The organism is Frankia sp. AvcI1, from assembly GCF_001420875.1.
Lineage (GTDB): Bacteria > Actinomycetota > Actinomycetes > Frankiales > Frankiaceae > Frankia > Frankia alni.
The window spans coordinates 17095-39447 of the sequence record NZ_LJFZ01000035.1 but is presented as its reverse complement, the minus strand read 5'-3'; the positions used below and the strand labels follow the sequence as shown (position 1 = coordinate 39447).

At 73.6% G+C, this 22353-nt stretch carries 15 protein-coding genes, 1 tRNA gene and 13 pseudogenes; 15 read left to right on the top strand and 14 right to left on the bottom strand.

The genetic code is table 11. The features are described from left to right. Positions 1 to 16 precede the first annotated feature (16 nt). Positions 17 to 293, bottom strand: a pseudogene (locus UK94_RS27020) (antibiotic biosynthesis monooxygenase); the annotation flags it as partial. A 1527-nt stretch (positions 294 to 1820) separates the two neighbouring features. Beyond that, positions 1821 to 2273, bottom strand: coding sequence for an NUDIX domain-containing protein (locus tag UK94_RS27010; protein ID WP_235490099.1), 453 nt, complete (start codon positions 2271 to 2273; stop codon positions 1821 to 1823). Between the two features lie 298 nt (positions 2274 to 2571). Between UK94_RS27010 and UK94_RS27005 the strand changes: the two genes are divergently transcribed. After that, the gene (locus UK94_RS27005; RefSeq protein ID WP_041940239.1) at positions 2572 to 3009 is read left to right on the top strand and encodes a helix-turn-helix domain-containing protein; all 438 of its coding nucleotides are present in this window, start codon (positions 2572 to 2574) and stop codon (positions 3007 to 3009) included. 726 nt (positions 3010 to 3735) lie between these two features. Then, positions 3736 to 4500, top strand: a complete 765-nt coding sequence (locus UK94_RS66855; RefSeq protein WP_313949603.1) for a cytochrome P450 — start codon at positions 3736 to 3738, stop codon at positions 4498 to 4500. On the opposite strand, the gene UK94_RS26995 is transcribed toward UK94_RS66855, so the two are convergent. Both UK94_RS26995 and UK94_RS66850 read right to left on the bottom strand, forming a co-directional pair. Further along, positions 4481 to 5065: a hypothetical protein gene (locus tag UK94_RS26995; RefSeq protein WP_235490097.1), complete on the bottom strand. Its 585-nt coding sequence runs from the start codon at positions 5063 to 5065 to the stop codon at positions 4481 to 4483. The genes UK94_RS66855 and UK94_RS26995 overlap by 20 nt on opposite strands. A gap of 448 nt (positions 5066 to 5513) precedes the next feature. Continuing rightward, positions 5514 to 5930 (bottom strand): RNA polymerase sigma factor (locus UK94_RS66850; RefSeq protein WP_235490094.1); only part of this gene is annotated, 417 nt, incomplete at its 3' end. A gap of 472 nt (positions 5931 to 6402) precedes the next feature. Between UK94_RS66850 and UK94_RS66845 the strand changes: the two are divergent. From UK94_RS66845 to UK94_RS66810, 9 genes and pseudogenes are all read left to right on the top strand, one after another. Then, positions 6403 to 6635, top strand: a pseudogene (locus tag UK94_RS66845) (esterase-like activity of phytase family protein); the annotation flags it as partial. Between the two features lies 1 nt (position 6636). Continuing rightward, a pseudogene (locus UK94_RS66840) lies at positions 6637 to 6797 on the top strand (esterase-like activity of phytase family protein); the annotation flags it as partial. A 1-nt stretch (position 6798) separates the two neighbouring features. Next, positions 6799 to 7307: pseudogene (locus tag UK94_RS66835) on the top strand (esterase-like activity of phytase family protein); the annotation flags it as partial. Position 7308: 1 nt separating this feature from the next. Continuing rightward, a partial coding sequence (locus UK94_RS66830) for an esterase-like activity of phytase family protein (RefSeq protein WP_235490092.1) occupies positions 7309 to 7512 on the top strand: 204 nt, incomplete at its 5' end. A gap of 435 nt (positions 7513 to 7947) precedes the next feature. After that, positions 7948 to 8174, top strand: a pseudogene (locus tag UK94_RS75180) (hypothetical protein); the annotation flags it as partial. A 1-nt stretch (position 8175) separates the two neighbouring features. Next, a pseudogene (locus UK94_RS66825) lies at positions 8176 to 8219 on the top strand (hypothetical protein); the annotation flags it as partial. A 1-nt stretch (position 8220) separates the two neighbouring features. Next, positions 8221 to 8623: pseudogene (locus tag UK94_RS66820) on the top strand (RCC1 repeat- and reductase domain-containing protein); the annotation flags it as partial. A gap of 1 nt (position 8624) precedes the next feature. After that, positions 8625 to 8895 (top strand): annotated as a pseudogene (locus UK94_RS66815) (RCC1 repeat- and reductase domain-containing protein); the annotation flags it as partial. Between the two features lies 1 nt (position 8896). After that, positions 8897 to 9169, top strand: a pseudogene (locus tag UK94_RS66810) (hypothetical protein); the annotation flags it as partial. 165 nt (positions 9170 to 9334) lie between these two features. On the opposite strand, the gene UK94_RS26975 reads toward UK94_RS66810, so the two are convergent. The 6 genes from UK94_RS26975 to UK94_RS26945 form a co-directional block, all read right to left on the bottom strand. Continuing rightward, positions 9335 to 9415, bottom strand: a tRNA-Leu gene (locus UK94_RS26975). A 1237-nt stretch (positions 9416 to 10652) separates the two neighbouring features. After that, positions 10653 to 11144, bottom strand: coding sequence for a thioredoxin-dependent thiol peroxidase (gene bcp / locus UK94_RS26965; protein WP_011602713.1), 492 nt, complete (start codon positions 11142 to 11144; stop codon positions 10653 to 10655). Positions 11145 to 11302: 158 nt separating this feature from the next. After that, positions 11303 to 12277, bottom strand: a complete 975-nt coding sequence (locus UK94_RS26960) for a thioredoxin domain-containing protein (RefSeq protein ID WP_041938935.1) — start codon at positions 12275 to 12277, stop codon at positions 11303 to 11305. Continuing rightward, positions 12261 to 12800, bottom strand: coding sequence for a MauE/DoxX family redox-associated membrane protein (locus UK94_RS26955; RefSeq protein WP_011602715.1), 540 nt, complete (start codon positions 12798 to 12800; stop codon positions 12261 to 12263). Before UK94_RS26955 ends, UK94_RS26960 begins: the two co-directional genes overlap by 17 nt. After that, positions 12797 to 13702: an SCO family protein gene (locus tag UK94_RS26950; RefSeq protein ID WP_231861540.1), complete on the bottom strand. Its 906-nt coding sequence runs from the start codon at positions 13700 to 13702 to the stop codon at positions 12797 to 12799. Before UK94_RS26950 ends, UK94_RS26955 begins: the two co-directional genes overlap by 4 nt. Positions 13703 to 13941: 239 nt before the next feature. Further along, positions 13942 to 14859, bottom strand: a complete 918-nt coding sequence (locus UK94_RS26945) for a hypothetical protein (RefSeq protein WP_231861541.1) — start codon at positions 14857 to 14859, stop codon at positions 13942 to 13944. A gap of 521 nt (positions 14860 to 15380) precedes the next feature. On the opposite strand from UK94_RS26945, the gene UK94_RS26935 reads away from it, so the two are divergent. The 4 genes and pseudogenes from UK94_RS26935 to UK94_RS66795 all read left to right on the top strand — a co-directional run. Next, positions 15381 to 15797, top strand: a complete 417-nt coding sequence (locus UK94_RS26935; protein WP_011602719.1) for a DUF3618 domain-containing protein — start codon at positions 15381 to 15383, stop codon at positions 15795 to 15797. Further along, positions 15794 to 15919, top strand: a pseudogene (locus tag UK94_RS66805) (histidine phosphatase family protein); the annotation flags it as partial. The gene UK94_RS26935 and the pseudogene UK94_RS66805, both read left to right, overlap by 4 nt. A 1-nt stretch (position 15920) precedes the next feature. Next, positions 15921 to 16183: pseudogene (locus UK94_RS66800) on the top strand (histidine phosphatase family protein); the annotation flags it as partial. Between the two features lies 1 nt (position 16184). Next, the coding region (locus UK94_RS66795) for a histidine phosphatase family protein (RefSeq protein WP_235490090.1) at positions 16185 to 16396 on the top strand (212 nt) is incomplete at its 5' end. Positions 16397 to 16432: 36 nt separating this feature from the next. Here the strand turns inward: UK94_RS66795 and UK94_RS26925 are convergent. From UK94_RS26925 to UK94_RS66785, 4 genes and pseudogenes are all read right to left on the bottom strand, one after another. Next, positions 16433 to 17662 (bottom strand): YbhN family protein, encoded by a 1230-nt coding sequence (locus tag UK94_RS26925; RefSeq protein WP_231861542.1) that lies wholly within the window; start codon positions 17660 to 17662, stop codon positions 16433 to 16435. Positions 17663 to 17849: 187 nt separating this feature from the next. Then, positions 17850 to 18296: an ATP-binding protein gene (locus tag UK94_RS26920; RefSeq protein WP_011602723.1), complete on the bottom strand. Its 447-nt coding sequence runs from the start codon at positions 18294 to 18296 to the stop codon at positions 17850 to 17852. Between the two features lie 3256 nt (positions 18297 to 21552). Then, positions 21553 to 21851 (bottom strand): annotated as a pseudogene (locus tag UK94_RS66790) (hypothetical protein); the annotation flags it as partial. A gap of 77 nt (positions 21852 to 21928) precedes the next feature. Beyond that, a pseudogene (locus UK94_RS66785) lies at positions 21929 to 22215 on the bottom strand (hypothetical protein); the annotation flags it as partial. Between the last annotated feature and the right edge of the window lie 138 nt (positions 22216 to 22353).

Sequence of the window (22353 nt, the reverse complement as noted above, 5' to 3'; positions counted from 1 at the left end):
GGGGGTCGCCGGGCCGTCAGGCGTCGGTGGCGACGGGAACGCCGGTGCCGGCGGTGAAGGTGATGAACTCGATGCGCGGCGGTCCGGTCAGCAGCGACTGCCGGCCGGCGGCGAAGCGGTGCATGTGTGGCTGGTTCTCGTGCTCCTCGAAGGCATCGCGGTCCCGGTAGAGCTCGTAGAACAGCCGGGCGTTCGGGTCGCCGGCGACGCGGTGCGTCGTGTAGATCAACGTGCGGGGCTCCCGTTCCGCGATGAGGGGCACCGTCTGCGCCACCAGGGCGTCGAACGCGTCCNCAGTGTCCGGGCGAACCTCGAAGCNCACCGTCAGACCGAACATGGCTCCACCTCCGCGACGCAGTCATCGGCAGCGAAGTTCTCACCGTCGCCACATTGTGAGTGACACTGTGTGACCTCACTATAGATCACTGTAATGCGTCTCGCGAGACTCGCGTCACATCGCCGCGGCCCAACCTCGGCAGCCTTGAGTAGTCACCGGGTAGGGCCGTCCGGACCTTGACGCGGGCGGTCGCGGCGGGGGCGCACGGAACGAGTCGAATCGCTCACCTGATGCAATGAAATGATTACAATTCATCGAGTAGTCGTTCATTGGTAGATCCTCTGGTGAGGCGGCGGTGTTTCGATGCTCGCTCCTCGTCCGCCCGGATCGGCGGCGGCTTTCCACCCGGTCCCCGACGGATCAGTTCTGCCTTACCTCACCGACAGTGGCCTCTCCTTGCTGGACGAGGCCCTGATGATCGTCGGCGGCGCGGTTGTCGCCGGCCGATCCGACCGCTCCGTGATCGGCATCCGGTACCGGAACCAGCCTGTGCTCGTCGATCCCGCCACGTACCGCACGGCCGAGCAGGCCGCCGCGGAGGGGGACGGGGCCAGCGCACCGCCGGGTCTGGACCTGACCGGCGGCGTCGCGGCTGATCTGCCGGGTGTCGGCGCGTGGCCGGGCTCGTCCGCCAGCCCGGTTCGGCTGCTGGGCGGCCCGGTCATCGCCGTGGCGGACCGGGACGCCCTTGTCCTGGCGCTGGGTGCCCCGGAGCCGGGTGTCGTGGTGCTTGCGCTGCCGCTCGGTTGGCTGCTGTCGGGAGGCCTGGACACCCTCATCAAGGAGATCATCGCGGNAGACCGGCCGGTCGCCATCGTCCTCGCCCACCGGAGCAATCCGCTCGATCGCGCCGGGACCGTGGCCGGCCTGGTGGCCCTGCTGCGGGAGACGCGACCGGTCCCGATCGGCCTCATCCGCTGCGACGTCTCGGCCATCGGCGCGGTGGCCCACGGCGCGGCTCTCGGAGCGGTGGGGCTTCTCCCCTCGACGCGGCACCAGTCGTGGCCCGGGGGTGGAGGACGAGCCTCCTCCGATCCCCACCTGTTCGTCCCGGACCTGCTCACGTACGTCCCGGCTGGGCGGCTGCGGGAACTGGCAGACGACCATCAGGATCGGCTGCTCGTCTGCGAGTGCCAGGCGTGCGACGGCCGCAGTCTGCTGCGCTTCGCCGGCGGGCCGGGGACGATCGCCGAGCCCTCGCCCGGCAGCCGCGCGGACGGTGGGACCGGGCTGGCGGCGGCGCTGCACAATCTGCACGCCACCGAGGAGATCTCGATCCCGGTGATCGAGTCCTCGCCGGAGAAACGAGCCGCCTGCTGGAAGCGGATGTGCCTTCAGGCGGTCGACAGGCTGGTGACGGTGCGCGAACGGCGTGGTGACGGGGCCCCGGCGGTGGGGGCCTGGCTGAGGCAGTGGTGTGACCTGCCGGCGTGAGCCTGCACGGGAGGCCAACGCGTTTGGCCACCCGTNCGGCCGGTCCTGGTCAGGGGGCGGGGAGGGCGGCGAGGGCGGTGGTCACGAGGTGGCGCATGAGCGCCGGGTCCCCGCCGCGGTAGCGCCGCAGGAAGTCCTCGGGTTCGATCAGCATCCGGCCGGCGGACTCGTGGGTGGTCTCCCACGGGCCGAGCTCGGTGACCCGGGCGGTGCGGATCACCATGTAGGTCCAGTCGTCGGCGCCGAAGTAGTCGGACTCGATCACCTCGACCGGGTGCAGGACGCCGAGCCGGGCCCGGACCTCCTCCCACGCCTCCCGCCGCACGGTCTCGTCGATCGACGACTCGCCGCGCTGGACATGCCCGCCGGGTATGTCCAGTCCGCGGGTCAGCTCGGCGACGACCAGTCGGCCGTCGTCGGTGACCGCCACCACCGACGCGCTCGTCACCCGCTCGAACGGCGGGTCCGGCGACGGCCCGAGGCACCTCAGCGTCGTTGGCATCGTTGGGCCGTCCCGCCGGCTCCGCACCGGTCGCCGGTCCTCTCCCGCGGTGGTCATGGCAGGACTCCTTCGGTGGCTGGTGGCTCCACGGTCCTGTCTACCGCGAGGTGCGGGGCGCCGTTGACGTTTCGGCTCATCGCGCACGGTGACTGCGTTACTGGTCGCTGTTACTGGTCGCTGGCCCGTCGGGAGGTGATAAGTTTGATTACCGGACCGACACCTTCCGCCGGTTGCCCGGGAGATTCGGGCGGCGGGGCCGGGTCGGACTGCGGAGCGTGCGGTCGAGGGGATGGTCACCATGGCCGGTGCCGGGCGGGACTGTTCGATCGCCAACGCGCTCGGAGTCGTCGGGGAGCGGTGGAGCCTGCTCGCGCTGCGCGAGGTGCTGCTCGGTGAGCGCCGTTTCGACCAGATCGCCCGCAACACGGGGGCGAGCCGGGACATCCTCGCGGCGCGGCTGCGCACCCTCGTCGAGCGCGGGGTGCTGGCCAAGGTGCGGTACCAGGAGCATCCGCCGCGCTACGAGTACGTCCCCACCGAGGCCGGCCGCGCGCTGCGGCCGATCCTGCTCGGACTGATGGAGTGGGGCGACCGCTACGTCACCGACGGCCCGGGGCCTACCAGGTGGGAGCACGACTGCGGCGCCGAGCTCCATCCCGAGATGGTGTGCGGGCACTGCCACGCGCCGGTGCTGCCCGGGACGACGACCCTGGTCCGGCTCGGCCAGGTGCGCTGACCGCCACCGGCGGGCATCACCCCGTGGTCGGGGATCGCGGACATCGGTGCGCGACGCCCGCCGGGTGCCGTCCCGGCCGGCCGCGCGCATCCGACCAGAGGCGGGGGGATCGGCGTGGTTCACGTCCAGCCGCTGTCCGTCGCCGCAGCGGGGCCGAGCCTCGTCGCGGAGGCCGCCGCCCTGCGTGCCCGCGGGCCGGTCGCCGAGGTGACCCTGCCCGGCGGCATCCCCGCGTACGCCGTCAACGAGCACGCGCTGCTGCGCGCGTTGCTGCTCGATCCGCGCGTCAGCAAGGACCCTCGCCGTCACTGGGCGCAGTGGGACGAGGCGTGCCGCCGGCCCGAATGGGGCTGGGTCCTGCAATGGGTGGGCGTGGTGAACATGCTCAGCACCTACGGTGTCGATCATGCCCGGCTGCGCCGGCTGGTCGCGCCGAGTTTCAGCGCCCGGCGCACCNAGCTGCTGCGTCCCGCCGTGGTGGCGGTCACCGAGCGGCTGCTCGACGACCTGGCCGCCGGGTCAGCCCGGGCCGCCGGGTCCGCCGGGTCGGTCGGGTCGGTCGGGTCGGTCGGGTCCGCCGGGTCGGTCGGGTCCGCCGGGTCGGTCGGGTCCGCCCGGTCGGTCGGGTCCGCCGGGTCCGCCGGGTCGGTCGTCGACCTGGTGGGCACCTTCGCGCAGCCGCTGCCGCTGGCGGTGATCAGCGGGTTGTTCGGCATCCCGGACCGGATGCGCCCGGACTTCGCCCACGTCGTCGAGCAGATCATGAACACGACGGTGAGCTCGGAGCAGGCCGCCGCGAACCTCGGCCGTACCCGGTCGGTCCTGGCGACCCTCGTCGAGAGGAAGGTGCGCGAACCCGGTGACGATCTGACCAGCGAGCTCATCGGTGTGCGGGACGCGGTCACCGGCGACCGGCTGGCGCACCGGGAGCTGCTCGACACCCTGCTCCTGCTCATCAGCGCCGGTCACGAGACCACCCGGCATCTGCTCGGCAACGCCGTGCACGCGCTGCTGACCCACGATCGCCAGCTCCGTCGGCTGCGCGCCGGGGAGATCACCTGGGATCAGGTCGTCGAGGAGACGCTGCGGTGGGCGCCCAGCATCGCCAACATCCCGCTGCGCTTCGCCGTGACGGACATCGACACCGGCGCGGTGACCATCCCCGCCGGGGCGGCGATCGTCGCGGGCATCCTCGCCGCCGGGCACGACCCCGGCCACCACGGCCCCGGGGCCAGCCGGTTCGAGCCCGGCCGGGACGCGGCCGACCACCTCGCGTTCGGGGTCGGCGTCCACCGGTGTCTGGGCGCCCCGCTGGCACGGCTGGAGGCCGGGTACGCCCTGCCCGCCCTGTTCGCCCGCTTTCCCGGCCTCGCCCTCGCCACGCCGGCGGATGACCTGCCGCAGGCCCCCTCCTTCATCGTCCACGGCTGGCAGGCCCTGCCCGTCCGGCTCGCGCCGCCCGCCCCACTGGTCACGGCATCGGCACGATGACCACGCGCGACCGATCGTGGTCGACCGCGAGCCCGGCGCAGGGCCGGCCCCGTGCCCACGGCTGACCGAATCCGCTGTCGTCGATCGACCAGGTACGCAGCCCGTAGTCGTCCAACTTCTGCCGCAGGACCGCGACGATCTGCCCACGGGGGCGGCAGTGGTCGGCGGCGACGATGTCGACCGCCTCGCGCTGGAACGCCGCGAACCGCCGCGCGGCGTCGGACACCCCCGCGAACGGGCGGAGTTCCAGCGACGCGCAGGCATCTGTCGCGGGAAAGACGGCGATGCTCCCGTTCGCACGAAGGCAGGCCGCCGCGGGCGTGTTCGGACCCAGCCTCGAGCCGGCACCCGCCCCTGCGCCCGTGCCCGGCCCCGGCCGTTGCCAGATGTCCCGACATGCCGCGACCGGGTCTGCCGCCGCCTGCCCACCGAGGACGGCGGTGTCGCTGGTCAGGCTGACCGCCGAGTAGCAGCCGACTGCGGTGGCCCGGGTGGCCAGCCCAGCGGGCCGCAGCCCCCAGCCGGCGGCGGCGAGGCAGCAGACGGCCAGGGCCACGGCCGGCACCAGCACCCTTCTCCGCCGCCACCAGACCTGCGAGCGCCGCAAGTACCGGGGTGGCCACGGCCACCGCGGTGCGGGTTCCTGGGACGCGCGAACGTGACGTTCGAGCAGCGCCGACCGCTGCTCCAGGCGCCGCGTGGGAATCGACCGCGGCAGCGGTGGCCGCATGCGTCCCGGATCAGACATCTCGCACCGCCTTCGGGCCCGGCCGATTCTTGATTGCCGTCCGATCCCAGGGCTCCGGCATGGAACCGGTCACGGCGTCGTCGGATGCCCTCGCCACCGTCGGCACGCCGTGCCGCAACCGCCTGCGGGCCCGGGCCACCCGCGAACGCACCGTCCCCACCGGAACGCCGAGGGCCACCGCCGCCTCCGGGTAGGTCAGGCCCTCCAACGCGACCAGGACGATCGCCTCCCGCGCACCGCGGTCCAGCGTCGCGAGNTCGCGAANGATCTCCCGCATCCGCCGCTCGTCGTCCAGCCTGGCCGCGACCTCGTCGGCGTGATCCGGCTCCGCGGACGACGGTGGCAGCCGGTACAGCGCCGCGTCGTACCGGTGGGCCGCCCGCCGCTGGTTGCGCATCACGTTCGTGGCCACCCCGAGCAGCCAGGGCCGCAGCGACCCCGTCCCCGACCCCGACACCGACACCGTCACCACGTCGGCGCGCCGTCGCCAGGCCTCCAGGAAGACGACCGACGTCGCGTCCTCTGCGGCGCTCCACGTCCCGAGCCGGTGGAAGCAGTAAGCGTAGACCGCGTCCGCATGCGCGCGGAACAGGCGCCCGAAGGCGGCTCCGTCCCCTCGCCCGGCCTGCTCCAGGAGGGCCTCGTCCCCGTCCCCATCGGCCTCATCCCCCGCACCCGTCATCGTCGCCCCATGCCGGGTAATGTCCGCGCCCCTCGTTCCGGTTCTCGGATGCATCCCCGCGTGCGTCTGCGCGGCGTGTGACAAGGGCGTTTCCGTCCGTTGGTCGTAGTGCGGAGGGTCGCCGGACGGCTGCGGTTCATCGGATGTCCATCNCCGGGCCCTAGCGTCCGTTGTCGGCCGTGTCGACGGTCGGTACCTGGGGAAACGACGGGAGATTCCGATGCGGGAATCAGGGGGGAGTGTCGTGGCATCGAGACGACTTCGTGGATGGGCGGTCGCGGGCCTGGCACTGACGGTGCCGCTCGGCCTCGTCGCGGGGCAGGGAATCGCGTCGNCCGCTTCGGCGAGCAGCGGGTCGACCGTGNCGACGGTGGTGGCGACAGGAACACTGCCGGACACCCGACTGGCCGAGTTCTCCAACGGGCTGATCCCCGGTTCGGTGGACACCGACCGCGGCGTCAACCTCGGNGGCATCGGCAGTGATCTGTACCCGGCCGGTCGGCCGAACGAGTTCTGGACCGTCACCGACCGCGGTCCGAACGGGCAGATCAAGGTGGCCGGCAAGAACCGGCGTACCTTCCCGGTCCCCGGTTTCGACCCGGCCATCCTCAAGGTCCGTGTCGACGGATCGGCCATCAAGGTCCTGGAATCCCTGCCGATCACCACCGCGCACGGAGCACCCGTCACCGGCCTGTCGAACATCGANGGCTTCGACGAGACCCCCTACACCTGGGACGCCCAGACGAAGCTCCCGTTCAACCCGAACGGTCTGGACACGGAGGGCCTCGTCCGCACGCGCAGCGGCGAGTTCTGGCTGGTGGACGAGTACAGCCCGTCCCTGCTACGGATCAGCGCCCGCGGAAAGGTNCTGGCCCGGTACGTCCCCGCCGGCCTGAAGCTGACCGGGACGGACTATCCCGTCATCCCGTCGCTGCCCGCGATCCTCACCGACCGTAAGATCAACCGCGGTTTCGAGGGCATCGCGCTGGCGCCCGACGGCCGGACGCTCTACCTGGCCGTGCAGAGCCCGCTGCTGGTGCCGGACACCGATACCGGCGAGGCGTCCCGCACCACCCGGATCTTCCGGTTCGACACCGCGAAGAACACGGTGACCGGCGAGTTCGTCTACCGCCTCGAGGACGTCAGGACCTTCGACCCGAGCGCCGACGGCGACCCGTCCGCGATGAAGATCTCCTCGCTCGCAGCGGTCGACGAGCACACCCTGCTCGTCGACGAGCGCACCGACCCCGTCGCCCGCCTCTACACCGTCGACCTGCGTAAGGCCACGAACATCCTCGGCACCACGTGGGACAGCGCCGCGACCTCGCCGTCGCTGGAGTCCCTCGCCGACCCGGCCACGGCCGGCGTCACGGTCCTNCCCAAGCGCCTCGCCGTCGACCTCGAGGCCGTCCCCGGCATGCCCGACAAGATCGAGGGCGTCGCCGTCCTCGGCCCCCGCACCATCGCCGTCGCCAACGACAACGACTTCGGCCTCGGCACCTTCGACACCTCCGGCCAGCTCAAGGATTCCGGCGTCAAGAGCAAGATCCTCCTCCTCCGCCTGAACCACCCGCTGTCCTGACCGGTACCTGACCGGTACCTGACCGGTACCTGACGGGTACCTGACCGGAATCGGTCCGGCCTGGCGACGAACTCGTCGACGTCAGGCCGGACCTGGTCCGGTGCTGAGCGCCAGATGTCGCCCGCCGCTCCGGCTAGTCGCCGATGTCCTCACTCCACAGGGTCGGCTCCGCCTCGATGAACTCTTTCATCAGGCTGCGGCACTCCTCGTCGTCCTCGCCAATGCGNCAGACCCCGCGCCCACCGGTGGCGGGGATTGACCGTGGCGGGGNTTTCCGCGCATCACGGCGGCACAGGGGCGTCACAGCTACGTCACGGCTCACCCAGGAGGACCCAACCCAGGCTGAATCCGTGCGGATTATGCCCGCCCGGACCGCAGCCGTGGGTCTGGCTCCGCCGCCGGGCGGTGGTGGAAGGGCTACGTCGAGGGAGGATCATGGTGAGCGCGGTAGGTGTTCGTTCGGACTCGCCGGTGCACGACGGGCGGTCGGCTGGCAGATGGCCACGCAGGCGTGGGCGCGCCATCCGGGCGGTGGCGGTGGCAGTGGGGGCCACGGCGTTGTTCGCGCCGGTGGGGCCGGCTGTGGCCGCGTCCACCGCCGCCGACCACATCGGTGCTGCGGCCTGGGGTTTCAACCCCGACGGGGCGCTGGGCGACGGGAGNACGACAACGCGCCTCACGCCCGTGCAGGTGGTCGGACTGACTGANGGCGTCACCCAGGTCGCCGCCGGCGGCTATCACAGTGTGGTGCTGCGCTCGGACGGCACGGTGTGGACCTCGGGCCTCAACCTCAACGGGGAGTTGGGTGATGGAACCACGACGGACCGCCGCACGCCGGGACCGGTGTCCGGGCTGACCGGCATCACCCAGATCGCCGCGAACAGCCATTTCACGCTCGCCCTGCGGTCCGACGGCACGGTCTGGGCCTGGGGTGCAAACAGCTACGGACAGCTGGGCGACGGCAGCACCAGGGGCCGCAACACACCGGTACAGGTCTCGGGACTGGCCGGCATCACCCAGGTGGACGCCGGCGCGGCGCATGGCCTCGCGCTACGCAACGACGGCACCGTGTGGGCCTGGGGCGACAACGAGTTCGGGCAGGTGGGCGACGNCAGCACCACCAGCCGTTCCACGCCGACGCAGGTTTCGGGGCTGACCGGCGTCACCCAGATCGCTGCCGGCGGTGGTCACAGTCTGGTGGTGCGCGGCGATGGCGCCGTCTGGGGCTGGGGCTTGAACCGGAACGGGCAGCTGGGTGACGGGACCACGAGGGACTCCACCACGGCGGTGCGAGCTGCCGGGCTGACCGGGGTCGCTCGGATTGCTGCCGGTGAGACCCACAGCCTGGCGTTGCTCGGCGGCGCCGGCCTCTCCTCCGGTCAGNTGTTCGCGTGGGGTGACAACAGCAGCGGACAACTGGGGGACCGCACGAGGACGGACCGCGTGACGCCGGTGCGGATACCCGGACTACCGCCGGCGGGCGCCACGACCTCCGCCGCTCAGGGGTCCGGGGCCGCTCAGGGACCCAGGTCGGTCACCCAGATTGCTACCGGAAACCTCCACAGCCTGGCGCTGCTCTCGGATGGCACGGTATGGGCGTGGGGCCGTTACCCGTTGGGAGACGGCACCGAAACCACCCGCGAATCACCGGTGAAGGNGCTCGCACTGTCCGGGGTCCGTCAGGTCTCCGGCGGTGGGTTCTTCAGCATGGCGGTGCGGCTGCTACCACCCGCGAACTAGTCGCGCTACTTGTCCACTGCTCGCGGTCGTCGCGTGGCGCCGACCGCGAGCTAGCGACAATCCGTAGACGCTCTGGAGCGGGTGCGGGAGGGGGGACTTGAACCCCCACGCCCTAGGGCGGCAGGACCTAAACCTGCTGCGTCTGCCATTCCNCCACTCCCGCGTGGCTTCCAGGGTAGCGAGGACCGGCACCACGGTGGCATGGCGGCCCTCCGAAGCGTCGATCGGCGGTCACCGTGCGCTGCGAGGTCCGTCCAGATGCGTCTCGTTCTGTTTCGCGGGGTTTGAGGGGATGGGAGCCGGACACATACCGGGCCGTCAACAGGGTTCGCGTCGTCGGCCGCCATCGTTGGTCCGACGGTCGCCTTGCCGACAGGCGCGGCGGTCTCGCTGTCGCCAGCCCGACCCGCACGGGTGGTAGTCCGGCGGCAGGCTGGTGCGTGCGCCGGTCCGCGCGAGGACGACTGGGAGACGACAACAAATGACCACGACGGAGGCCCCGGGTACCGGCGGCGCGTCCACCGACACCGCCGTGCCCACCGACACCGCCGTGCCCACCGCGGACTCGACCGGCGCTNCACCCATCGACATCCCGTCCNCCTCCGTCGGCCGTGTCGTCGTCGACGTCGTTGGCGACGGGTCTGACTCGGACGACCCACCGGCCGATTCCGCTGGTATTACGGTCGCCGAGGGGCAGTCGGGCTCGGACGGTGTGCCCGCGGGTGCCGTCGACGATGACCTCGACGAGGGCGACAGAACCCGAGGTGCCCGGCGGCATCTCGCGGCGGCGGCTCCTCCTGGCGCGCACCAGACGGTGGCGGACGCGGCGGCGGCCGACGGGGCCGCGCGGATCGTGTCGCGCATGGGGCGGTCCGGGCCCCGGCACGCCGCCCAGCGTGCCCTGCTGGAGCGCAACCGGGCGCTGACGCTGATCCACTCCGGGCAGGCCACCACCGCGACCGTGGACACGCTGTGTGACACAGGCGTGCGGGTGAACGGCCGGGCCGTCGCCGAGGTGCACCTGCTCGTCGATCGGCCGGGGGGCGCGCCGTATCCGGTGGTGCGCAGCGCGGTGGTGCCCGACGCGGACATGGATCTCAGCCGCGCGGCGATCNCCTCCTCCGGTCGGCCACGGNGCATCCCGGTGCTGGTCGACCCGCGGCGGCCGGAGAACGTGCTGCTGCGCTGGGATCTGCGGCCGGCGAGCTAGAACCCCGCGGGCCAACCCCGGCGCGCTGCGTGCACCTCCCTGCTTATCCAGAGGGTTCCGTGTCCGACTTATCCCTCTGGATATGCAGGCGGCGAGCGGCGGCGCGGCGCGGNGGCGGCCGGGCGGGTGGCGGCGGCGGCCGGGCAGGTGGCGGCGGCGGGTGGCGGGCGAGGGGAGCGGCGCGGGTTGGTCAGGCGGTGGCGAGGTTGAGGTCGCGCAGGAGCTTGGCGACGTGGCCGGTCGCGCGGACGTTGTACTGCGCCACCTCGATCCGGCCGTCGGCGCCGATGACGAACGTCGAGCGGATCACGCCGACGGTCTTCTTGCCGTACATCGTCTTCTCGCCGAACGCGCCGTAGGACTTCAGGACGCTGCGCTCCGGGTCGGACAGCAGCGGGAACGTCAGCGACTCGTTGTCGCGGAACTTCACCAGCTTCGCCGGCTTGTCGGGGGAGATCCCGAGGACGTCGATGCCGGCGTCGTTGAGCTGGGCGAGGCTGTCCCGGAAGTCGCACGCCTGCTTGGTGCAGCCCGGCGTCGACGCGGCCGGGTAGAAGTAGACGACGACGCGGCGGCCCCGCAACGACGACAGCGACACCTCGTTGCCGTCGGCGTCGGGCAGGGTGAAGTCTGGAGCGGGGTCGCCGGGGGCGAGACGGGCGGCGCTGGCGGTCTCAGTCATGGCCCGAAAAGTAGTCGTGGCCTGCGCGGAACGGCAAACCGCCCCCGTCCCCCGAGGCCAGGGAGCAGCACGCGCGGCCGCGGCCGGCCGTTCCTTCCAGGGGGAAGGAGACGGCCGGCGCGGCGCGGGCTGGCCGTTCGCCCTGGCCGGGGACCCGGTCAGCTCGCGGCGGTGACGGCGGCGCGGAAGCCGTCGGGGGTGAGCTGGGTGCCGGAGAGCTGCTTGCCGCCGATTTCGACGGTCGGCGTCTGCGCGACGCCGGCCTTCGACGCGTCGCTGTCGACCTTGGCGACGTAGCCGTCGTAGGTGCCGTTGTTGACGGCGTCCTTGTAGGCCTGCGAGGTCAGGCCGGCCTTGGCACCGAGCGTGAGCAGGGTGTCGTTGGTGAAGCCGCCGGTCTTCTCCTCCGGCTGGTTGGCGTACAGAACGTCGTGAAGCTGGCGGAACCTGCCCTCGTTCGCCGCGGCGGCCGCCGCGTTCGCCGCCCGCTTCGACTCGGGACCGAGGAACGACATCATGTGATAGTCAATCTTGATCTTGCCCTGATCGAGCAGGGCGCGGATCGTCGGGCCGGTCTGCGTCTCCAGCGCCCCGCAGGCGGGGCACTGGAAGTCCTCGTACAGGTCCACCGTCACGGGGGCGGACGCCTGGCCGACGATGATGCCGTTGTCGCGCCCGGTGGCCGTGGCCGGCAGCACGACCGGCTTCGACTCCTCCCGCGAGTTCTGCACGGCAAAGCCGATCACGCCGGCGACGATGAGCACCACGACGACCACCCCGGCGACGATCAGATTGCGCCGGCGCCGTTCCTGAGCCGCCGCCGCAGCCCGGGCGGCCGCGGCCTTGGCCCGCCGGTCCTCGGCGCCCGCCTTGCCCCGCCGAGCCGGACCCGATCCGCCACCGGCTGCCCCCGCGGAGCTCGGCCCTGCCGCCGCTCTCGTCCCGGCACCGCCGCGGGCGCCGGCACTGCCTTCGGAGCTGACAGCGCCTCCGGAGCTGACAGCGTCTCCGGAGCTGGCGCCGCCTTCGGAGCCGGCCGCGGAGCTGGCGGCGGATCGGCCGGCGGACCTGGTCGCGGTCGGGACGTTGCGGCCGTTCCCGCCCTTGCCGCGGGTCTTAGAACTCGAAGCCATCTGTGTCACTCCTGGAACGGTCGTTGACCGGCTTGTCGAGGATGCGGTCCACGGCGAGGTAGCCGCCGGGCCGCCAGGCGAGCAGCGCGGCCGCGGCGAGCAGCAGGCTGTCGCGGACCAGCTCGGAGGTGTAGTGCGTGGGGGCGTCGGCCGTCAGGTCGCCGCCGGAGGAGAAGCAGCCGCAGTCGATGCGCAGGCCGCGGGCCGCCGCCGAGGCGATGGCCGCGATGTAGACGGCGAACATCAGCGCCGACACCAGCGCGGTCACCCGCACCGCGAGTCCCACGACGAGCAGCACGCCGAGGGCGATCTCCAGAAACGGCACGCCGTAGGCCACCGGCTGCACCAGCGCCTCGGGCAGGATGCGAAACGCCCGCACCGAGCGCAGCATGCCGTCCGGATCGTTGACCTTCAGCAGGCCGGCGACGAGCCAGACGGCGCCGAGGGCCAGACGCAGGACGGTGGAGATGCCCCGGCTCGCCGGCTGCGTCGGCGTGGTGAGGCGGTAGGCAATCGTGTTCATGACCGGGCTTCTGGTCCGGACCGCTCGGCGGTCAGCTTGGGCAGGTCGTCGATGTAGGCCTGGACGCCCGTGCCCGCCAGGTACAGCGCGCGGATCCGGTCGTCCCGGGAGAAGGCGATCACCTGGGAGCCGTGGGTGACCAGAACGGAACCGTCGGCCTGGACCTCGGGCTTCTCCAGGGGGACGCCCAGGGCCTCGGCCTCGGTCTGGATCCGGTCGAACGTGCCACGGACACCGATGAAGGTCGCGTCGAACTGCCTAAGCCAACGACTGAGAACCGGCCCGGTATCCCGATCAGGATCGGACGTCACGAAAACGACCGCGATCTGCTGCCGTACGTCCGGTTTGACCTCGGTGAGTGCCGAGGAGATGTCCGCCATCGTCGTCGGGCAGACGTCGGGGCAGTGCGTGTAGCCGAAGAACAGCAGGGTGACCTTTCCCTTCGTCCGTTCCCGCAGGTCGAAGGGACGTCCGTCGGTATCGGTCAGATTCAGGGCGGGTTTGGCCAGCCGCTGCGCCGGAACGGTGCCGTGCAGACCGTCATCGCCCCCGTCGCCCGCGTCGACGACGGTCACCCCGTTGTTCGTTCCGGAACCGGCGCAGGCGGTGACCAGCAACAGCGACGAGACGGCCAACGCCGACCCGAGGATGGCGAACAGTCGCCGCGGCCGTCGCCGACCGGCCGCCGGCGACGGCTGGGCGAGCAGCGACGGCTGAACGGCCGCGGCGGCCGAGCCGGCAGAGGAGGGCTGGCCGGCCGGGGAGGGCTGGCCGGCCGGGGAGGGCTGGGTGGCCGGGGGCGGCCCGATCGGGGGGGACAGGGGAACGGGTGGGACCGCGTGGCGGGAGGTGGACCGGCCGAGGCGGACGGGGACCTCGCGACGGGGACGGATCAGGGACATGACACTCCAGGAGCGGGCGCCGCAGGCGCGCGGGATCGCCACCGGCCGGCGGCGGGCGTGATCAAAGATGATCGACGTACAAGCCGTGGGTGACGGGCTGACGGACTGATGAGGCAAAGCGGGACGCGCGGCGACGCCACAGACGGCCCGTGCAGGCAACAGACGGCCCGCACAGGTAGCCAGACGGCGGCACAGGCAACGCAGCGATGCCCCACCGCCCGGCCCGCGGCGCAGCGCAGCTAGACCGCGGCGACCCGCCACGCATCCCGGAACGATCTGATGGCGAGCGGCACCGGCGGGCCGCGCCGAGCGACGGCATGACGCAGCAACAGCAGGCGCGGGCGCCCCCTCGATCCCGCTCGCCCGATCGGCGCGAACCGCAGGGCCGGCGCCGCACGCGGCGAGGTCGCCTGGAGGGTGGGCAGCCGGCACGCCAGCAGCCGACCGGCGGCCACCAACACCTCCGCGCCGCGTCGGGCCCACCAGAACATCAGCGCCGCGGCCAGGGCGTGGGCGAGCAGCATCGCCAGGGCGGCCGCGCCGGCCGAGGCGGACGCGGGAACGAACGCAGCCAGGCCGTCGACGTGACGGTGGCCCGCGGCCGACGCGTCGGCTGAACCGGTCCCGGCCGCGACCCGACGGGCGGCCGCCAGCAGCGCCGGATCGACGTGCGCCAGCCCGGAACCGGCCTCCTGCGCGGGAGCAGTTGGCCCGGGGCGCAGCGCCGAGCCGACCACTGCCCTGGCGGCCTGCACCGCCGATGCGGCGCCGGCGCGGCCATCGTGGCAGAGGAGCACGCCGAGCAGGCGATCGCCGCGCGCAGCCTGTGGCGCGGCCCCGCAGCCGACCGCGGCGAGCGCCGCGTGCAGGAGGCCCTGGACGGCGAGCAGGCCGCCGAAGGTCCGCGGCCCGCCGATCCGTCGGCGCGGGCCGTGCTGGTGCCGGGCCGCGGGTGCGGCCCGGCGGCCGGCCAGGACCGGTCGGACGATCTCGGCCGCGATGGCGAGCAGGACGGCGACCAGCGCGACGAGGAACAGCCGGCGGGTCGGCGGCGCCTGGCCGGTCAGCGGAAGGTGAGCGAGCAGTGCCCAGGCCACCGCCGGCACCGCGAACGCGGCTCCGGCGAGAGCGCCGCGAGGGACCACGGCGCAGAGCACGCCGCCGCGCTGTGGGCGGTGCGGGCGGTGCGGGCGGTGTGGGCGCGGTTGATGCCGCGGGTGCGGGGGGTCAGGACTGGGCGGCCCGGGGCGATGCCCTCCCGGGTCAGACCGTTGCCGACCGCCGCGCACAGCCCTCAGCGTAATGTCCGGCGCCTCGCGATCCCCGGTCAGTCCGGCCCGCCGTCGGCGAGCCGGTCGACGGCCTGGGCTGATCCACGGACGCGGGCCGGGGGCGACAGGTCGGAGGCAGGCGCCGAAGTGGGGGCAAGCCGGCACGCGGGGGCAAACGTGAGAGACCTCCTGGCGACCACTCGACGTTTCGCCTCGCCGGGGGGTGGTCGGTCTGGCACGATCAGAACAGGCCGGCCGCACCCGAGGGGGTCGCNCCTGGCAGGGGCGCACCCGGCAGGGCCGCGCCCAGCAGGGCCGCACCTGACGGGGTCGTCCGCGGTGCGGCGTCGAGCGATCGGCGCGCACCGTGACCGCCGCCATCCGCACCGGACGAGAGGGCAACATTCGTGCCGCAGGACCCGGCCGTCATCCAGCGGCAGATCGAGGAGACCCGCGCCGAACTGGCCGAGACGATCGACTCGATCGCCGAGATCGTCAGTCCACGCCGGATCGCCGAGCGCACGCAGGAGCAGCTCCGGATCAGGGCTGCCGAGCTGCGGCAGCGCTACGGCCCCGCGCTCGGGCTCGGCCCGGGCCCGGACGCGCCGCAACTACCCGCGGGTCCCGGCACGACGGCCGGCGGGGTGCTGGTCCCCGGCGGGGGCCGGGCCGGCGGGTCCGGGGTGAACCGGCTGTCCCAGAGCGGCGGCGTGACCCTCGTGCGGGTCGTGCGGTGGGATCGGGTGGCCCTGGTCGGCGGGGGTCTGCTGCTGTTCGCCGGCGGGGTACGGCGCCGGCGGCGGCGGTCCTCCCGCCGCGCATGACCGCACAGGTCCCGCCGGGCCGGGTGGTGCTGCTGCGCCACGGGGAGACCGAGTGGAGCCGGCTCGGTCGGCACACGGGCCGCACGGACGTCGAGCTCACCGCCGAGGGGGAACGCCAGGCCNCCGGGCAGGCCGCTCGGCTGTCGACGTGGTCCTTCGGGCTCGTCGCAACCAGCCCGCGGCTGCGGGCTCGACGCACCGCCGACCTCGCCGGCCTCGTCACCACCTCCGAGACCGCGCGGGAGTGCTGGGACGACCTGGCCGAATGGGACTACGGCGACTACGAGGGAATCACCACGGCGACGATCCGTGAGACGGTGCCCGGCTGGACGGTGTGGACCGCGCCGGTGCCCGGTGGTGAGACCGCCGAGCAGGTCGGCGCGCGGNCCGACGCGGTGCTGGACCGGCTGCGCCCCTGGCTGGGGCGCGGCGACGTCGCGCTCGTCGGGCACGGGCACATGCTGCGGGTGCTCGCCGCCCGCTGGCTCGGTCTGCCGCCCCGGGCAGGGGCGTACTTCGTGCTGAACGCGGGTGGGCTGTCGGTGCTCGGTCACGAGCACGAGGCGCCGGTGGTCGAGGCCCTCAACCTGCCGGCCTGACCCCGTGCCGCGTCGGCCCCCGCCGCCGGGCGTGCGCTACAGGTTCCCGCTGCGCCGCAGGCCGGCCAGGGCGACGATCCCGGGCAGGACCGGCAGCCAGAAGCTGATCACCCGGTAGACGAGGACGGCGGCAAGCATGGTCGCGGCGTCGCCGCCGGCGGCCGCCAGCCCGAAGGCCAGCGCGGGTTCGAGCGCGCCCACCCCGCCGGCCGTCGGCGCCGCGCCGGCCACCATGGAGCCGACGAGGTAGACGGTGGCCACCGACATCACCGAGATGCTGGCCCCGAAGGCCCAGACCGTGCAGGCCAGCGCCAGGATCTGGAACAGGCGGGTGCCGGCCTGGGACAGCAGCAGGACCGTGGCGCGTCCGGGGGAGTGCGCGAGGACCGACAGATGAGCGCGGAAGGCCCGGACGGCGGGACGCGCCATCGCCCGCACCCGCGGATGGGCGACGGTCCCGGTCACGAGCGCGCAGACGACCACGCAGCCGAGCAGCACCGGGCCCGCGCCGATCCCCTCGAGGGTGGACCGGACCGGGCTGACCACCGCCGCGCCGATCCCCGAATCGCTGAGCGTCCCGGCCACGATGACGATGCCGGCCAGGTGGGAGACCGCGCCCGCGGCCTTGATCGACGCGACGGCGGCGAGCGCCGCGGGCCGGGTCATCCCGCGCTTCTCCAGGAACCGCAGGTGGACCGCGATGGCGCCGAGGCCGGCGGGGACGATCCGGTTCGCCGCCGCGGCGGCCACCTGGACGCCCGTCACCGTGCGCAGCTGCACTCGCAGGCCGCTGGCCGCGCGCATGGACAGGCCGTTGGCGACGTAGAACAGCGCCGTGCAGCAGGCACACGCGGCGAGCCAGTGCCATCGCGGGGCGGGCACCCCGGACAGCCGGGAGACGGCGTCCCCGCGGAAGCGCACCGCCAGCACGACCAGCAGCGCCGCGACGACGATCCCGCACAGCAGGGGCCGGCGCCGGGACCGCGCCAGGCCGACGGCGAGGGGCTCGTCGAAGACGTGCCGGTCGGGGTCGACGGCACCGGCCGGGTGTTCCGCCGGCACGGCCCCGACGTTCTCGGGCCTGGCCGGGCGGCGGCGCTGGCGGGGCAGCGTCTCGGGCGGGTCGGTCGGTACGGGGGCGCTCTCCGCGCCGAGCAGGACCGGGATCTCTATGACAACCCCCGTAGGGCCGGAGCAGTGGTCACGGTCGTGACGATGGAGACGCAGGTCACGGTACGCGAGTTGGCTGAACAACACCTGAAGCATCCGCATTGTCGGCCTGACTAACTCCGGTCGTCGGCGCAGGGAGCGGANAAATCATCCGATGGTGCCGGTGCGGGCCACGAGGTCGGCCGCCACGGCTTCGCGGTAGGAAACATGTGGGAGATATGTGCAGAAATGCCGCTTTAACACTTCTTCGGCTGGTCGATGCCGGGCGGCGTTCGAAGCTCCGTCAGGAGCCGCAGGCTACCTCCAGCGAATCCTCCTGACGTGGCGGATCCGGCTGGCGGGGAAGATCGAACCAGACCTGCTTGCCCGGCCCCTGGCCGTCCAGGATGTCGACGACACCCCACTGCAGGGCCAGCGCGGCGACCAGGTGCATGCCCCGGCCGGACTCGTCGTCCTCGCCGGCGGGCTTCAGCGCCGGATGCTGCGCGGTCCCGTCGTCGACGGCGATGCGGATCCGGTCGGCCTGCAGCTCGACGCTCAGGCACAGCGCGCTGCGGTCGCCGACGAACCGCACGGCGTTTGTCACGACCTCGCTGACGAGGAGCTGCGCGACGTCGACGGTCTCGGGGCGGCTCCAGGCGGCGAGCAGTTCGGCGACCAGGCGGCGGGCCCGTCCGGCGGCCCGGGGATCGGCGGGCAGGTCGAAGCGTGCGGTCAGTGCCTCGGCCACGCCTCACCTTCCGTGGAATCGGGCGGGACGGTTCCGTCGTCCGTTGCCGTCCTCGCGCCAGGCGAGCTGCCCGGCGACGCGTACCTGCCACACCGCTCGCCACCTCAAACCTGCACCGTCCGTGGCCCTCGGTCGCCTTGACGACCACGTGCCGCATCTGGATACCGCGCGACGGGACCTTCCGCGGCACGACGCGCCGCGGGCACGGCTCGGCATGCGGCGCAGCGGGGTCCACCGGGGGCTCAGATGACGTCGATGCCGTCCAGCACGGATTCGCGGCGTGCCAACCAGGCCTGGGTGACCTCGTCCACCTGCGCCTGGTCGATGCGCGCGGCCGCCGCGGACAGCTCGGCCTCCCGGCCTGACGCGGTCTCCGACCGGTCCGGGAGCCTGTCCGGCCGGTCCGGGAGGTCACCCGGCCGGCGCGGCGGTTCCGCCCGCCCCGGGCGCCCCGGGCGGGGGTCCGGCCCGCGGCCCGGCGGATTCGGCGTGCCGGACCCGCCCGCCCCGATCGGACGGTCGCGGCCGGGACTCCCCGGGCGTGGCTCGCCCATCGCCGCACCTACCGGGCCCGCGGCGGGCGCCGGGTAGGACGATCGGCCGTTCGGTGGGGGCGCGCCGGTGGGGGGCCCGGCCCGGTCCGGCGCAGGTGCCTGCCCTCGACCCCACCGCTCCCGCGGGTCCGGGGCCGCCCATCCCTGGCCGTCCTGGCCGGGACGACCGGGCAGATCGCCGTCCGCGTGCCCGCCCGCGGGCCGACGCTCGAGGGGGACGTCGCCGTGGTGCGACGGCGGGCCACCGCCGAGCGTGGCAGACCGTTCTCGGTCGGCCCCCGGCGGCAGGGGGTGGCGGCGGGGGGTGGCCGTACCACCGCCCCCGGCGCGGCCGGGCGAGAGCCGCGATCCGTCCTGGTTCGGGCCGCCTCCCGGATTGGCCCGCATGCGTGGCCCCTCCGCTCGGCCGGGCCCGCCCGGTCCGTCCGGGCGTCCCGGGCCGCCCGAAGCATCGGACCGGCCCATTCCCGCCGGGCCGGCGGCGTCGCGTCCTCGAGGCGGGCCGGGCACGTCGCCGGCCGGGTCCGCCGGGCCACGGGCCGCCGGGCCGCCGGCGCGGGTCGGCTGCGCGTGCTGGCCGGGCGACCAGGTGCCGCTCGCCCGCGCCGCCGCCATCTCGACCGGGCCGGAGATCGGCGGTGCGGGGCGGGACGCCGGCACTGCCACCCGATCGGGATATCCGGGCGGCGCGCTGTGATCGACCGGCCGGGCCTGGCTCGGGAAGGCGTCCGGCGGTCCGTCCGGCCGCTGGCCGGCTACGCCGCCGCCCGCCAACCGGGGCTGAGCGCCGGTCGGGCGCGCCGGGACGTCGAGCGGTGGGACCGGTCGGCCGGCGGCGGGCACGGGCGGTGCCAGGCCCGGCAGCGCCGAGCCGTATCCGTCCGGCCGCTCCCGGCCGGCATCCCCCACGATCGGAACCGCGCCCGTGGCCCGCGGCTGCGCCGAGGACGGCCTGCCCGTCGCCGTGGGCGCCGGCGCGAAGCCGGATGCCCCGGGTTGGCGCGTTCCCGGTGAGGGCGGTGTGGTGCCGGGCAGGTTCGGCGGCCCGGCCGCCGGCCGGGCCGCCGTGCCGTTCGGGTGGGCCGCCGTGCCGTTCGGGTGGGCCGCCGTGCCGTTCGGGTGGGCCGCCGTGCCGTTCGGGTGGGCCGCCGTGCCGTTCGGGTGGGCCGCCGTGCCGTTCGGGTGGGCCGCCGTGCCGTTCGGGTGGGCCGCGTAGTGGCGTCCCGAAACCGTGTCGTCGCGGCCGGCATCCGCGGCCGGTCGCCGGCCCACCTCGGCGATCCCGGGCAGCCTGGGCGTCGCGCCGGTCGGGTGGGGCAGGCCGGGTGGTGCCGGGATCCGCGGTGTCGCGCCTGTCGGCCGGGCCGGGGTCGGCTGCCCGGGCGCGACCGCCGACGGGTAGCCGGCATAGCCGTCACGGGCGTGGTCCGGCGAATACCCGTCACGGGCTCGGTCCGGGGACCGGTCGGCGTCGCCGGGCATGGTCCCGCCGTACGCCGCGACCGCCGGCAGCGTGCCGCCGGGCCGACCCGGCGCGGAGAGCGGCGGCGAGGGCGGGGGCGATGGCGGCGGCGTGGGCGGGCCAGGGCGGGCGGGTGGCGGCGGGCCGGCGGGTCGGGTGCCCGGCAGGCGCGACGGCGCCGCGACCTCGGCCGGGGAACGGCCCGGACCAGGCGGCGGGACGGAGCCGCGGTCCCGTCCGGCATCCGGATGGGTGTCGATGCCGCGATCGTCGCGGCCCCGCCCGGCGCGCGGTCGACTCTCCTGGTACGGCCCGCCCGCATCGTGATCGTCGAAGCGCCGGTCGTCGGGTCGCCGGTCGTCGAAGCGCCGGTCGTCGAAGGCGCGGTCGTCGGGCCGCGGGTTGTCGAAGTTCGGGTCGTGGAAGCTCTGGTCGCTGACGCTGCGGGGGCCGAACCGCCGGTCGTCCGACCGTTGGTCGTCGAACTCCGGCTCGCCGGACCGCGGCTCGCTGAACTGCGGCTCGCTGAACCGCGGCTCGTCGAACCGCGGCTCGTCGAAGCGCTGGTCCTCGGCTCCGCGATCGGAGCGGCCGTCTCGGCTCTGTTCCCGGTCGTCGTACCCGGCAGCCGGGTAGCCGGCAGCCGACGGGGACGAGGGGCGGCCAGCGGCGGGCGCGGTGGCATGGGCGACCGCGAGGGTGCCGCGCTCGGCGCTCTGGGCCTCGGTCTCGTCGTAGCCCGGCTCGGTCTCGCCGTTCTGGCCGCCGTCCCCGGCGTCCTGCGAGATGCCGGTGATGGCCATGATCGAGGCGCAGGGCCAGAGCCGGTCGCAGCTCAGACAGAGATCAAACTNGTTCGGTTGATGTAGATCGATGAGCGTGATCAGAGAGTGGATGTGCTCTATGATCTTCGGTCCGACCAGAACGGGCCCACGCGCGATGACGTCGAGCTCGGAGCGCAAACGCCCGTGATATTGCTCGACGTCGGCAAGGCGCGGATCGTCCATCACAGGCAGCATGCACCATAGCGGGCGAGAGGGTGCGAACGGCGTAGAACCATGGGGGGTGCCGTCACGGCTGACTCACGGTCCGCGTCCGACGAACGGTGCGGGGCGACGCTGACGGTCTTCTCCTCCTCACCTGCCGTGAGCGTGATGGCGGGCCACCTGGTCGAGGGATGCGCGGTCACGTCCCGCCCGAGGCCCGGGAGTCGCAGCGGCGCGGCGCGGCTAATCGCTGATCAGGAGCGGTCCGGCCGGACCTCGTCGGTGCGCCGAACCTGGCGCATCAGACCCTCCTGTAGACGGGCGAATTCCTCTATGTAGGGACTTTCGACCTGTCCGGGGGCACCTCCGGGCTCCTTGCCCGGTCCGGATCGATCAAATGGCTCGAATCCCGCGAACTGACCGCCACCGTTCGGTGACATCCGGTCGGGCTGACCGTCGAAGGCGGGGTAATGGCCGCCGGGCGCGGGACCGCCCCGGTCGGTCGGCGCGTCGTAGCCGGGACCGTACGGAGGCAGGCTGCCGCCGCCTGGTGNGCCGGCGCGATCCTGGCCGTTGTCGAACGCGGGGTAATGCGTGCCGTTCTGGGCGGCGTTCCGCTCGGCGGAACCNCCGTCGTAGGCGAATCCCGAGCCATTGGGGGTGGCGCTACCAGGGGCGATCGAGAGTGGTGCACCGCGCAGACCATCACCGGACGCCTCCGGCTGCTCCGAGGCCATAAAGCTCTCGGTCGCCGGGTAGATGCGGGCGGAGAGGCTGACCGACATCGGGTCGCTGCCGTAGGTGATGACGTCGACCTGATCCTCCGCGCTGATCCCGCCGTTACGGGCCAGATCGACGAAGCGGAACAGATCGGCCCAGCGCAGACCATCGAGATCGACACTGATGCGCAATGCCATGGTGGTGCCCCATCCCTGAGGTTCGTGACGTGCCGACGGTTACCTGGGCGCCAACGGACGATCGAGAGGTGCCACGGCACGCCGCCCGTCAGCGCCAGCCCGGGCAGCGATGGGCGGCAGCTTATACCGCGTTGGGGG